Annotated in this window: 11 protein-coding genes and 1 riboswitch; of the genes, 2 read left to right on the forward strand and 9 right to left on the reverse strand. The window is 36.1% G+C overall.

What is annotated here, in order from left to right; genetic code table 11:
• Positions 1-782: 782 nt before the first annotated feature.
• From FEZ13_RS06565 to FEZ13_RS06595, 7 genes are all read right to left on the reverse strand, one after another.
• Positions 783-1,922 (reverse strand): cation:proton antiporter, encoded by a 1,140-nt coding sequence (locus tag FEZ13_RS06565; protein WP_146551935.1) that lies wholly within the window; start codon positions 1,920-1,922, stop codon positions 783-785.
• A 418-nt stretch (positions 1,923-2,340) separates the two neighbouring features.
• Positions 2,341-2,640 (reverse strand): hypothetical protein, encoded by a 300-nt coding sequence (locus tag FEZ13_RS06570; RefSeq protein WP_146551936.1) that lies wholly within the window; start codon positions 2,638-2,640, stop codon positions 2,341-2,343.
• A gap of 74 nt (positions 2,641-2,714) precedes the next feature.
• On the reverse strand, positions 2,715-5,939 hold the full coding sequence (locus FEZ13_RS06575) for an AAA family ATPase (RefSeq protein WP_146551937.1): 3,225 nt from the start codon (positions 5,937-5,939) through the stop codon (positions 2,715-2,717).
• Positions 5,936-6,625 (reverse strand): hypothetical protein, encoded by a 690-nt coding sequence (locus tag FEZ13_RS06580; RefSeq protein WP_146549125.1) that lies wholly within the window; start codon positions 6,623-6,625, stop codon positions 5,936-5,938. Before FEZ13_RS06580 ends, FEZ13_RS06575 begins: the two co-directional genes overlap by 4 nt.
• On the reverse strand, positions 6,552-8,003 hold the full coding sequence (locus tag FEZ13_RS06585; RefSeq protein ID WP_186725807.1) for a hypothetical protein: 1,452 nt from the start codon (positions 8,001-8,003) through the stop codon (positions 6,552-6,554). Before FEZ13_RS06585 ends, FEZ13_RS06580 begins: the two co-directional genes overlap by 74 nt.
• Before the next feature lie 51 nt (positions 8,004-8,054).
• Positions 8,055-8,369 carry a hypothetical protein gene (locus FEZ13_RS06590; RefSeq protein WP_146551938.1) on the reverse strand — a complete coding sequence of 105 codons (315 nt, stop codon included), beginning with the start codon at positions 8,367-8,369 and terminating at the stop codon, positions 8,055-8,057.
• Positions 8,370-8,397: 28 nt separating this feature from the next.
• The gene (locus FEZ13_RS06595) at positions 8,398-8,601 is read right to left on the reverse strand and encodes a type 1 glutamine amidotransferase family protein (protein WP_146551939.1); all 204 of its coding nucleotides are present in this window, start codon (positions 8,599-8,601) and stop codon (positions 8,398-8,400) included.
• A gap of 141 nt (positions 8,602-8,742) precedes the next feature.
• A riboswitch (TPP riboswitch) is annotated at positions 8,743-8,857 on the forward strand.
• 135 nt (positions 8,858-8,992) lie between these two features.
• Here FEZ13_RS06595 and thiC point away from each other — a divergent pair.
• Positions 8,993-10,771 carry a phosphomethylpyrimidine synthase ThiC gene (thiC, locus tag FEZ13_RS06600; RefSeq protein WP_146551940.1) on the forward strand — a complete coding sequence of 593 codons (1,779 nt, stop codon included), beginning with the start codon at positions 8,993-8,995 and terminating at the stop codon, positions 10,769-10,771.
• Between the two features lie 301 nt (positions 10,772-11,072).
• Here the strand turns inward: thiC and FEZ13_RS06605 are convergent, their stop codons facing one another.
• Together FEZ13_RS06605 and FEZ13_RS06610 are read right to left on the reverse strand one after the other, a co-directional pair.
• The gene (locus FEZ13_RS06605; protein ID WP_146551941.1) at positions 11,073-12,263 is read right to left on the reverse strand and encodes a hypothetical protein; all 1,191 of its coding nucleotides are present in this window, start codon (positions 12,261-12,263) and stop codon (positions 11,073-11,075) included.
• Positions 12,264-12,829: 566 nt separating this feature from the next.
• Positions 12,830-13,393, reverse strand: a complete 564-nt coding sequence (locus tag FEZ13_RS06610; RefSeq protein ID WP_146551942.1) for a GNAT family N-acetyltransferase — start codon at positions 13,391-13,393, stop codon at positions 12,830-12,832.
• A 246-nt stretch (positions 13,394-13,639) separates the two neighbouring features.
• On the opposite strand from FEZ13_RS06610, the gene FEZ13_RS06615 reads away from it, so the two are divergent.
• On the forward strand, positions 13,640-13,828 hold the full coding sequence (locus tag FEZ13_RS06615) for a hypothetical protein (RefSeq protein WP_146551943.1): 189 nt from the start codon (positions 13,640-13,642) through the stop codon (positions 13,826-13,828).
• Positions 13,829-13,858: the final 30 nt, after the last annotated feature.

Raw genomic sequence — 13,858 nt, forward strand, 5'->3', positions numbered from 1 at the left:
TCCTCCAATAATACTTTTTATAACAAAAATGTTACAGAATTATTATACACAAGCAAAAAATTGTTATAAATGGGACCTTAATATGTTTTTATTTACTCTTTAAATAAAATATGTAAAATAAAGTTTAAAATTTGAGCCATAAATAACTTTTTCGCTATCTTCCATCCAAACCATTTTGTGCTTGATACTGGATGAATATGGAGGATTGTATAACTTTTTTTCAATATTTCTTCAAAATTTGTACCTTTTTGATAAAAATTCAGAGGTAAATGGTTTTAAGAATCTAGCACCTGAGAATTACCTTCTTGTTCTTTTTATAATAAAATTGGATGTTTAACGAAAGTAATTGAGGGATCAAAGAATTAATAAAGTGAAGCTTCCATCAGTGGGGGGTTTCCTTCATCCCCCAACTGAGCTAGAAGAACGGAAGTGAAAAGCGCCACGTCCTGTGGCAACACCTGAGGGACCAACATCCTGCCCGCCCAAACCAATCGGACGCATGCGGCAGTTAACCTCCATCTATCTTTCTCGTTTCTCTTTAAATCTTGAGATATGGTCTTACTGCCCGTTAAAGCGGGATAAAATAAACGAAGGTATCATTATGAGAACAACTGAAGGAAATCCTTTAAAATACAGGATTTTAAAGGGGGATTTAGGAAAGATAAGTTTGTTATGAAAGTTATTATTTCAGACGTGTTGATTAGGCAGAAATCAGCAAATATTTTTGCCATAATCCTTAAAAAGCATGTATTTATATGATTGCCCGTCCTTCATTTAACATTTTACTCGTCCACTCTTTTTCCAAAAATCCATTTTAATAGTGGTGGTGTTGCTAAGGTTGTAACGACAACGACGATAATCATAGGGGTATAATACGCCACTGGCAATAATTTATTGTCTAATCCCATAGCGGCAATAATAAGAGCCACTTCTCCTCGAGAAATCATGCCAGCTCCAACACCCATGGATGAACGCATATTGAGACCTGCTAATTTTGCGCCAATCCCTGCGCCGATAAATTTTGAAAGCAATGCAATAAAAGAGAATAGAACGATTAAGCCCAGTTGGTTGCTGATCCCTTCAAACGTTACAGACAAACCGATACTTACAAAGAAAAATGGAACAAAAATGCCATTAGCAATTGGTTCAACTTTTTCCTCGATCTCTTTCTTAAATTCTGTCTGTGCCATTGCAATTCCTGCAAAGAACGATCCTATAATACCCGCAATACCTAAATATTCTCCAAAATATGCGAATGCAAAACAGATGATTAAAGCGCCACTTAATAAGGGTTCTGTAACTTTGACTTTAGAGAATAATCTTAAAAAGAATGGTACGAACCATTTGGATGCTAAGAAAAGAATCACAAAGAACAAAATCTTCTTTCCAATCAATAAAGAAATACTCACATCAGACCCAACAAAAAAGCTCATGGCTATTGCTAATAATACAACCACAATAATATCATCTAGTACAGCTGCTCCTAGTAAGGTTGCACCTTCTTTACTGTTCAACCATCCTAATTCTCGCAATGTTTGGACAGAAATACTAACAGAAGTTGCAGCTAATAACAATCCTATGAAGATACCTTCTGCTGTTGATAATCCATAATAATGCGCTCCAACGTATCCCATCACAATAGGTGCAATAATTCCCCCGATCGCGACAAACATGGCCGCTTTCCTATTGCGATTTAAATCCTCCAAATTTGTTTCAAGTCCTGCTAAAAACATTAATAACAGGACACCAATTTCGCTAAAAGTATGCATGATTTCAGAATCCTGTATCCACCCTAATAGAGCAGGCCCTAAAATAATGCCTATAACGATCTTGCCCAATACGGATGGTTGTCCAAGCCTTACACTCAAATGACCAGCTAATTTTGTCGCCAATAAAACAATAACGATTTGGAAAATGAACAAATGATTTCCTCCTTTTGATAGACAGTTCAATTCAATAGTGAATAGATGAAAAGCTTACTGCAACATGAGGAAGAGCCGAAAAAGTCAATCGTAGCTTAATAGAGCCATTAACAAAAAAACATGGCGGAGCCAGATTGACAGACTCCACCATGTTTTGCACTCAACTATTTGATTAACCTATATGTTATAGAAAATATTCATCTTTGTAAAGTGAAAGCTAGTAAACTGATTCATTACGTCCTAGTAATTGCTTCGGAGTTTTTCCGTGCTTGGTCAAAAAGCTCCTCTGATTCAGCAGGTGAATATACATCCGCTCAACTCAATAAAGATTAAAATCGCATTCATCTCACCAGCTATTGAGATGAACCTTTGTACCTGTTGCTACGCTTTCGATACAAAAAAGAGTTAGTTCCTGTCACTACGTTTTCAACGCATAAAATATTTGCTTCCCATAAAATATTTGCTTCTGCCGCTTCGCTTTCGTCGCATAAAAAAACATTTGCTTCTGCCGCTTCGCTTTCGTCGCATAAAAAACATTTGCTCCTGTCGCTTCGCTTTCGTCGCATAAAAAACATTTGCTCCTGTCGCTTCGCTTTCGTCGCATAAAAAACATTTGCTTCTGCCGCTTCGCTTTCGTCGCATAAAAAACATCTGCTTCTGCCGCTTCGCTTTCGTCGCATAAAAAACATTTGCTCCTGCCGCTTCGCTTTCGTCGCATAAAAAACATTTGCTCCTGCCGCTTCGCTTTCGTCGCATAAGATATTGCTGAATGAAGATCAATCCATTTGTTTTCTATCCATTCATACTTACTGCTTCCTTTTGATGCTTGATCTGAATGCCCTTTATCGTGCTTTCAACTCTTGAAGGATCATGTTGTACGATGAAAACTTTACTATACTTTGCATAATAATCGTTGTCGTGTGCTTTCGGCGATAAGATGATGAGCTTGCGATTTAGTTCACTAGCGTATAGTTCAAACACTTTTTCTTTACGAATTTCATCTAATGCACTATCGAATTCATCTAGTATGATATAGCCTGGTGTTGTATCAAGATGCTGCAACAAGGTCAAAGCAAATAGAAGGGAGCTCAATGATTCCTCTCCTCCAGACACGCCTTTCCCATGTTTACCATTTCTAGCTTTTACGCTAACATCCTCTAATCGACTGCCGTGACCGTTTTTATATGCTTTTACATATAATTTAAAAATCACCCGACCACGTTTATCCTCAAAACGCTCCCATGAAATTTCGCTTTCAAAGTTAAATTGCTCCATATAATGTTGAAATCGTTTATGAAGTGCTGACACATGCATATTGATGGTCGTTTCTAACTTTTGTTCGTTTTCTGTAACGACAATTCTATGTTGTTCTAGTAACTCTTCCATTTTGAATGCATCTGCTCTTTTTTTATCATATTCTGCTTTGCGTGTATTATAATTTTCTTCAGCATGAGGATCTACATCCGCATTTCTTGCTGTTTCGAATGCAATTTTTGCGCGTTCATTTTGTGATAACAACTCAGGCATTGACGCTTCCTTTACAACTTCTTCTTTCATAGCTGCTTCGTATAATTGAGGGATAATTTGTTGTAGATCCTTTAAGATGATTTCATTTTGTGTAATTTCTGCTTTAATCGTTTGAAGTTTTTCCGAAATCTCTACACTTTTTTTCCTTCTATCTTGGATCGCTTGCTCATTATTTTCTTTATCGTTAGCTAATCTTCCAATATTTCGTGATAAACTAGCGATCAAATCCTGCAAATTTTGATATTGAAGTTGTTTCTTTCTTTTCGTTTGGTCAATTTCTTTAATTTTTCGGTTCAATTGTATTTCTTCTTTTTCTAATTGAAGCAGTTTTTGTTGTTCATCTTTCAAAGCACCGATTTGTTGGTAAATGTTTAATTGTTCTTGCAAAAATTGTTGTCGTTGCAACAAAATAGCTTGCTGTCTTTGAATTTCTATCATTTCATCTTGAAGATGTTCATTTGCCTGATTTGTTTGAATAATGTCCAGTTGGAGATTGTCTATTAGCTTCTGATACTCCTTCTTTTTGTCCAATTCAAGCGTAAAAGCTTCTGCTTTTTTTACATCTTTGATAACATTTTGTAAATCCGTGATTTTCTTTTCATATTCAGAGATGGCTAAATAGTCTTGCTGAAGCTGTTCTTCATACTTGTTGAAGCGATTTTGTAATTCGATCAAACGATTTTCTACTGCTCTTTTACTTAAAATAAAAGTATCTCTTTCTTGTGCCCCACGCAATCCACGCCTATCGATCAATATCTGGTTTTCAAGTTTAGGGGATTTTTCAAAGAATTGGCCAATCCAAAAAAGAACTTTCGTTGCCATAATCACTTGTTCCTCAGATAATTGATCTCTTATTTTCAACTTCCATACAGATAAATGGTCTATATATTTTGTTGGTATAATCGTTAACAGTGAAACATGATATAAGTCATTTACTGGTTTGCATGAACGTGCATGATAAAAAATCGTATATTTAATCGGATCCAGTGCTTTCTCATCCTTTAAAGTGGCGTTGTCCTCTAATTCGATAAAATCACGTAACGTGTAGGCTTGGATCCCTTGTTTTTTTAGTTGTTGAATAGCTTCTTGTTGACGAACGGACATGACTCTGTTTTGCTGTAACATGGTGATTTCATTTTTTAATTGTTTGCACTTTTCTTCTTCATGAGGAATTGTTTTAGCGAGTGTTTTAAAAGCTTGTTTATTTTTTTCTAAAGATTCTTCCACATGATAGCTGCTGACATAGATAGCAAGCATATTTCTGTATTCATCTTCTTGTTCAATAATTCCTTTTAGTTTGTATTCCTCGTCTACCTTTTTATATTGAAGCTCTTCTATTTTTTTCGTATTCTCTCGGATTTGTTCCCTATGTCTTTCAAGTTCAGCTTCTAATGTGGACATTTTCCTACTATTTTCTTCTAAATACTTTTTCGTGTCTTCTTCACTATATCGAAGTCGTTTTCGTAATTCTTGCGTGCTTTCTAGCTTTTCTTGAAGGTATTCGATTTCATCCTTTAATCGCTTTTGTTGATTATAGAACGAAATTTCTTGATTTTTTAGTTGCCGTATCTCTTGATCATATTGATGACTTTGCTGTTCCTTTTGTTTTTTTCTTTCTTTTAATTCTGCTATTTGATTGACAATGACTTGTGCTTTCTCTTGCAATCCCTGTAATTGCTGCTCTTTTTTCTTCATATCCTGTTCGAGTTCGTTTTGCTCCATTTCTAGTTTTGCTTTGATACTTCGAGTAAAAAGAACATGATTTTTACCATTGGTATGAAGATTTTTTTCATTTATTTGAAAGCGTTTATAGGCATCATGTGCGATCGTCATTTGACTCTCAATGTATTTAACATTGGTTTTTGTTTGCTGCAATTCCGCTTCTAGCTCTTTCAAATTTTCAACGCTTATTTCCCATTCCTTTTGTATTTCTTCGATATGGTACATTTCACTGAATCGGCGAAAACGTTCTTCTGGCGACATGATAGCAAACTGATTAACCTCTTTTTGATACCAAATAAGGTAAAACATATCAGGGTGAATTTTATATTTATATTGTAGATCATCTCGATACATCGAAAGATTTCGCTGATTTTGATCCCCTGAACGATATGTGGCGACTTCTTTTAACTCTTCTGGCGAATCACCTGTATATACCTTGAATAACCGTTGGATAACAGAACTAGGTTGTTGTTTGATCAGAAGTTGAAAGGCAATATAAGGTGCTGCATCCACACGAGAGGAGCCAATATTATGAAAGGTTAATAAGATTTCAGCATTCCATATTTGTCCCGGTCTTAAATTGGCTGAACGCAATCCTTCAATATCCACCTTTGCTGAATAGAGGACCGCCCCCATGACAAAAGTAATGGTTGATTTTCCAGCTCCATTTGGTCCTGAGATCAAGACATGCTCGCCTTCACCGCCAAATGTTATTTTCACTGGTTTGTAATCACGAATACCACTAAATTGTAAGCTATATGGAATCATTGCTCTTCCTCCTGCCTATACAAATTATGTCGTTTGAAAAATTTCACGACCTCTTCCTTACTTAATTGAGCAGACTGCGCAAATTCCGTTGTTCTTCGTAAAAATGAATTTGAAAACATATGAACCCCAATAGATGTTACTTTATACGCTTGCTCCGATTGGGAAAGTTGAAAGTCTTCAACAGCACCGATTTTTTTTAATATCTCGATATTATTTTGTAGCTTTCGGCTTGCGTGCTGCATTTCATGACCAAAATCAGTCAGTAATTGCTGTAATAATGTGAATTCATGATTCAGCACTTCTTGTTGATAGAACATGTATAGCAATATAGCAAGTGCTTCTTTATTTAAAGTAGATTTTGCTTGTTTTGCAGGGACACGCATCATCGCGATAAGCTGATCTCTTTTATCGTCATAAATGATTTTAAAATATCTTGCAATTGCTTGATTCAAGCGGTTTATAAAAGAATAAAAAGCCGTTTCATCATTTTTGATATTCAGCATTTTTTCTACTTCTTTTCGCTTCAAACCATAATTTTGACCCTTGATAGCTGATGAAGAAGAAAAGAGTAATTGCATGAAGACTAATTCTTCTTCTGTAGACAAAAATGCTTTAAGATTTTGCATCACCATCAAAGGATTTAGGTTTTGCTGTTCGTTGTCGTACAATATGTTTTCTGTCGTCATCATTGATCCACTCCCATTCTTTTTCAAAAGCTTGTACTTCTCTTTTTCGGTCTTCCTCTACATTTTGATTTCCGATTAATGCTGATATGGCAAGCATTGTTCGAATACTATCTCCCCAATTCGGCGAGCCTGCCTCAATAATCAATTGTTCTAGTTCGGCAACATTTTCTTTCTCTAGATACGTTTCTACTTCTTCCGTATGAATGACGGCCTTCGTCATTTGCCAGGAAGCTTCAGAAAATGCAGTGTGAATATTATCTTCTTCGATTAGATTTTCAACATACTGAATCGGCTCTTCTGCAATATCCTCTGAACTCACTTGAGGTTCATAGTTTTCTAAATAATCAATGCCATCTTCAATGTCTTGCTTACTAATGGGCGCTGTAAATTTAATAGGGACCCAAATACCATCCATTGCTTCATCCTCATATTCTTGTTGTTCCATAAAACTAAAGATGTCATGCGCATTTGGAATATTTGAATCAATCGGTGGTTCATACATATTCATGATAAATTGTCGAACCTTTTCTGGAGAAATATTGGTCGTAATAGGTGTATTTTTCATCATGACAAATCGATTATATTTATTGAGTATGCCAAGACTTAAACCAGTTCCCTTCGTTAAAGCTGCGGTCCCTCTCCTTACTAAAGGAGTCATCCCTAAACTTTCATCAACCGTTTTAAACAGATTTAAGCGGTCATTCATCTTGTCATCTAAATCCGCCATTAATGCATGAATTTTCTCAAGCTGTGGTAAAGCATTTTTTTCTGCCAAAAATTCTAATTGCCGCAATTCAATTTGCTCGATGGCGTCTTCTACATTTTGGATCATGGAAGCAATTTTATTTCCTCCCGAAATCCCTCTGTCATCATATGCTTCACTTAACTCTGCATCACGACGAGCCTGAAATAATAGACGTGAAATATCATCCTGCATGTGGTAAGCTAATGAATCATTTGCCAGGCGAATAAGTGCGTCGATCATTCGTTTTCCTCTATCTAATAGCTTTAGTTTTCTTGCTTGCTTTGAAATCCAACTATGCTTAGCTAATGTATGAACAATTTGCCCAACCTTTTCTAATGATGGTGGTTCCTCGTCATTATAACGGTGAAGATAGCGATAAAATAGTTCTTCCGCATTTCCAATCGGACGACGCGTTGAGTTTATTCCCAGAGCTTCCTCATTTAATAACTGCAACAACCTTAAAAATCGGAGGATTTCAATTGGTGATTGGTAGATTTGTTGTGAATGCAAATCGTTTAAAACACCGGAAAGTGATGCAATATCGCGCATTGTTTTGTTCATATCCACTTGATGTAAGTTTTCATCAAATATAGATATGGGCTTTTTTTCTATTGATAAATCCATTTCTTCCATTCCTCTACACCCCCTAATGTTCTTTCTTGCTCATGCATCCCCTGTGAGAATTCATCCATTATCCATTGAGCATACGATGAAAAAGTGGTGAAATTTTTGAATAATCTCAAAATTATGATGCCATTGTTTTTGACTATTTTCCTTGAAGTGATATTTTTCTAATTCTCCATCACATACCGAAAATCCTATCGTTTCGCCCATTCGAATTTTAGAAGTAATCCGATAGGTTCTGGCAGTTTTTTTAATAATGGTAAACTCATATATTCCAGGAGATTTTAGTGTAGGTTTCTGCTCTAATTGTTCTCCACGTTTTACTATTTTGTTTTCTAAAAATAGGGTATCGATCATTTCATCACCTGTATTCATTGATGTTCATTGTCCTTAGAAAAGAATCTCATACAAAAAACGCAAGAATGCAAAATGCTGACATTCTTGCGTCCGTTCCATCAACAAAATCATGTATGACCGTTTGAATCTTTTTTACACTAGGAGCGGCTATCGTTACATGAAATCCCTCTTCAAGGCAACGATAATAAGGATAATATATCTCTAATGCTTCTACTGCGTCTCCAGCCAAAATCAAAATTTTCTTTGCCATTTTTATCCCCTCCATCAAAATACTGTATACTTCCTATTTCGCCATGTACTCAATAAATCCTTTTAAAGTCATATGAATCTATCAATTATTGCATCTTTACTTTTTTGTTTATTAATCTATAATTTAGATGTAAAATTTTATATTGATAACAAGGGGTGTCCAGTGAGTTGGGCTGAGAGAGAAACACAATGACGTTTCTTAACCCTCGGGACCTGATCTGGTTCATACCAGCGTGGGGATGTTACATCACTTGAGCAACGTAGATCATTATATCTATGTTTATATGCCGGGTCCATTTGATAAATAAAATGGGGCTGGCTTTTTTGTTCTTTTGATATTCGCTGTCAAACAAGATCTATCCCTATTATCAATAAGAAAAGAGGGAAATCGTATGAAAAAAACGAATGAAGAATTAAATTTCACCATTATGTCCAGTTTTTCAGGAAGTCAGAAAGTATATGTAGAAGGATCACGTCCAGATATAAAGGTGCCAATGCGTGAAATTACTTTAACGCCAACACATAACAATACGGACGTTATGAAAAATCCTCCATTGCGTGTCTATGACACAAGTGGCCCATATACAGACAAACATCGCTCCGTTCATATTCGAGAAGGCTTATCCCCCCTTCGTCGTGATTGGGTTTTGGAGAGAAACGATGTAGAGGAATATGTAGGCAGAAATATCAGACCTGAAGATAATGGCTATCAAAAAGAAGATCGGACTCATTCTATGGAGCAATTTCCTTGCATCAATGGTCAACCATTGCGTACTCAAAAAGGAAGAAATGTCACACAACTTCACTATGCACGGAATGGGTTGATCACACCTGAAATGGAATTTATCGCCATAAGAGAAAATGTAGAACCCGAATTTGTTCGTCGAGAAGTAGCTGAAGGGAGAGCAATTATACCAGCCAATATTAATCATCCTGAAATTGAACCTATGATCATAGGAAGAAATTTCTATGTGAAGATCAATGCTAATATTGGAAACTCGGCTGTCTCATCTTCTATCGAAGATGAAGTTGAAAAAATGACTTGGGCGACTCGCTGGGGTGCTGATACAATTATGGACCTTTCTACAGGTAAAAATATTCATACAACTAGAGAATGGATTATTCGAAATTCTCCAGTACCTGTTGGAACAGTCCCTATTTACCAAGCCTTAGAAAAAGTTGGTGGAATCGCTGAGGATCTAACTTGGGAAGTCTTTCAAGATACTTTGATCGAACAAGCAGAACAAGGTGTAGACTATTTTACGATTCATGCAGGTGTACTTTTACGCTATATTCCATTGACCGTTCATCGTATGACTGGAATCGTATCTCGTGGGGGTTCAATCCTTGCACAATGGTGTTTAGCACATCATGAAGAAAATTTTCTCTATAGTCATTTTGAAGAAATTTGTGAGATTGCAAAATCGTATGATATCGCTCTCTCATTGGGTGATGGTTTACGCCCAGGGTCCATTGCGGATGCGAATGATGCAGCGCAATTTGCTGAGCTCGAAACACTTGGAGAACTAACCAAGATTGCTTGGAAACACGACGTACAAGTCATGATCGAAGGCCCAGGACATATCCCCATGCATTTGATCAAAGAAAATGTCGATAAACAAATGGAAATCTGTCAGGAAGCTCCCTTTTATACATTAGGCCCACTTACTACAGATATTGCACCTGGCTATGACCATATCACCTCTGCAATTGGTGCCGCGATGATTGGATGGTTTGGCACAGCGATGTTATGCTATGTAACACCAAAGGAACATCTAGGTTTGCCCAATAAAGAAGATGTGCGTACTGGTGTGATTACGTATAAAATTGCTGCACACGCTGCTGACTTAGCAAAGGGACATAAAGGTGCCCAACAACGAGATGATGCCTTATCAAAGGCACGCTTCGAGTTCCGTTGGAGGGACCAATTCAACCTATCTCTCGATCCTGAAAGAGCATTAGAATACCATGATGAAACATTACCAGCTGAGGGCGCTAAAACAGCGCATTTTTGTTCAATGTGTGGTCCTAAATTTTGCAGTATGCGCATTTCACAGGATATTCGAAATTTAGCAAAAGATAAAAAACTTACGGTTGAAGATGTCATTGGAGAAGGCATGAAGGATAAAGCTTCTGAATTTCGTCATCAAGGAAGTCAAATTTATCAATAAGAAGAACTTCACACAGGGGAGAATTTTTCATCTCCTACTGTGTGTTAGTTGAAAGAATCAAATCTATACTGGCAGTTGCTCCTTGTTTATTCCCTTCAACTTGGTATAGTAGAAGTTTGCTACCTGTTCATGCAGATTCAACCAATCGTTTATCATAACGGCGCTGTCAGAAATTCCTTTAAAAGAAAATCCCTTTAAATTATCCTAAACGCAAAATAGTATGCTAGGATTAGAGATAGCCCTCAGCATACTATTTTTATTATACGAATAAAAACCCTCACATACTTCTTCTACAAGGTGATTATTTCAGCACTTCTAGGCTTGTTAAAAAGTAATTCTTATCGCCCATTGGTAAAAGACGATCTAAATTTTGTATTTCTACAGTGTTGGTTGATTTTTTTAAAGACAAATCATATGTTTCTAGGTAAAATCGTTGTTTCTCGTTCGAGTAGATATGATGAATTTGATTGTTTTGAAACGTAATTTGTTCAAAACGGCTATTCCCCTTTTCGATATGACTAAGTTGCAATATCTTTTGGATATCTCCAGCAGCAACGTGATACTCATACACTTCACCAAGTCCATTGACATAATAAAAATGCCCATCATTCACATAAGCTGAATGATTAAAATTAAACGGTAATCCATTTTCAACTTGATATTTTGAACGATATTGGATAAACGGTACATTCTTCACTTTTTTCGTATCTCGATTAACAACCACCAATTGCAGATCTTCCCGATTTTCCGCCTGATAATGCGACATGATGAAATAATAGTTCTGATCATCTGCAACAACTGGTGTAATCGCATCTAACTCTTCCGTCTTTTCTAATGATAGATCTAGCAGCTTTCGTGTCTTTACTTTAGGCGTAAGCTCTACTTTTTGTAAAGCAAACTCTCCAGAAATTAAATCTTGCGTCACAATCATCAAGCTGTCCGATAATTGGCCAGCAGTTGATATAAAGTAAGGAATATGTGCAGAGTGTATACCTTTCTTTCCACCATAACGAATTGTAGAAACATAATCATCCTTTTTACTAAAACCTGTGTTATATAAACTATAAAACTGTTTTGTTGTTGTAAGATAACCAGTTTGAATACCTCGTAATTCTTCAGATGGCATATCATATGTATTCAGTCCACTTCCATCGAGCATCATTACCCGATCCGATTCCTCCATGAAAAGTCCCTTTGTATGAAAATATGTACTGCCGCTTTCCAAGCCCGAAAGTGTCAGCCCACGTGCGTGTCCTCGCCGATCGATAAAGATGACTTGACTATTGCCCTTTTCTTTCTGTAATACTTCCGTCGTAGATGAAGCATAAAGGACCGCTTGCTGATGATTCAGAAAGTTTTGGTGTTTTAAATCATTTATTGACAGCGTTGCATCATTGAATTTTGATGTTTTTTTATAATTGGCAATTACAAGTATTCCAACGATTAACAGCACAATCATCGAAACTAAAATAAAACTCTTCTTGTATTTCATGCTTCCTCCTCAATATTTTTATATTGAATAATCCCAACTATATCTTACCATAAATTCTAAGTAAAATTATGTAAAAATGATTTCTACAAAAATAATTGTACTATGTAAAAAAAACAGGATATCTATAAATGAATCAATTTCATCAATCATTTTCTTCTTAAAAAATACGAACATTTAATAATAACCAATTTTGATAGTTGTGGAGCGGAAGACGGCGACTCCTCGATTAGGCTTGCGCATTTCCTTCGTGCGGTGTGAGTTCAAGGAGGCTTATTCAAAGTCCTACGGGAAAAGCTTGAGCTGAAAGCCCCGCAGGAACAATTTAAGGGACAAAGCCTAAGTTCGCCACGTCCTGTGGCAACGGCTTCGGGGTCAACATCGTGTCGACCCGAGGAGATTGAAGCCAAGCCCGTGGAAAGCGCCGTCTGTAGCGGAACAAAAATTTCTGAATATTAACGTCCATGTCTATTTAAAATGTTCGTGTTTTCCATCTAAATTTTGCATTGTGAAATTGATTCAAATACAGTTAAAATAAAAAAAGGTTGATTCTCCTTCATCGAATCAACCTAACTAACAGCTATATCTTGGTAATACCAATTTAAAAAATCTTCCCTTCTGACAACATTTAGGATGCAAGGCGTATGTTCTAACCATTCAAGTTTTTTCCATTCACGATAAAACTGCTGACCCACATTAAGTGTCATATATGGCAGTTTAGCTTGAGCCTTCTGTGAGCGGATATTTTCCAAACGCGCTCCTGCGAATACATAATTTAATTGGAATCTTTCAAACGCTATTTTTAACATTTCCATTTTAGCGACTTGGTTATATCCTTTTCCCCAATATTGTCGTCCTAGCCATGTACCGATATGGCATATTTTTTGTTTTTCATCCATACCTTTTAATGAAATAACACCGATTAACTCATCGTCCTCATTAAAAATCATTCGTGAAAATTGTTGACCAAGTTTTTCTTCTAATTGCATCAAACGAATATAGTCTCTTGTTCCTGCAATTGAGCATTGTGTATCGGATAATCCAAGAGCATTACGTATAGCTGGAGCACTTGTCATTTTCGAGATCTCTTCGGCATACTGAACATCATGAGGAACTAAAGTAATACATACCATATAAAAACCTCCTTGCAGTAATATTTACCCACAATTTACTTATTGCCAAACTTTGCATCCAACTTTCATTGGATTGCACTCATTATAGACATAAAATTTTCACATTTCAAATATTTCTCATCATTTTCAAAAATATTCCTTCCAATTAGTTTTCTTAGTAAAATGGGTAAAATTCAGATAAAAAGAGGATTAAGAATTAAAAATATAGAAATAATAGTGTTACAAACGCATAAGGAGAGGATATACATGAAGGATATAAATACGGCGATTTTTCTTTTAATATTAGGGATCATCTTATTATTTTCAGGACTCTTTGCACCCATTCATAGTATTGAAATCCGTTGGTTAGTAGGAATATTAAGCATTCCTTCTTTTTATACTAGCTATGTGTTAACAGCAAAAAGTAAACGTCAGGAAAACATGATTCGTTCGTGAAACTAAACAAGCATTATAGTTATATCAGGA

The sequence above is a fragment of the Rummeliibacillus sp. SL167 genome, from assembly GCF_007896505.1.
Taxonomy (GTDB): Bacteria; Bacillota; Bacilli; order Bacillales_A; family Planococcaceae; genus Rummeliibacillus; species Rummeliibacillus suwonensis.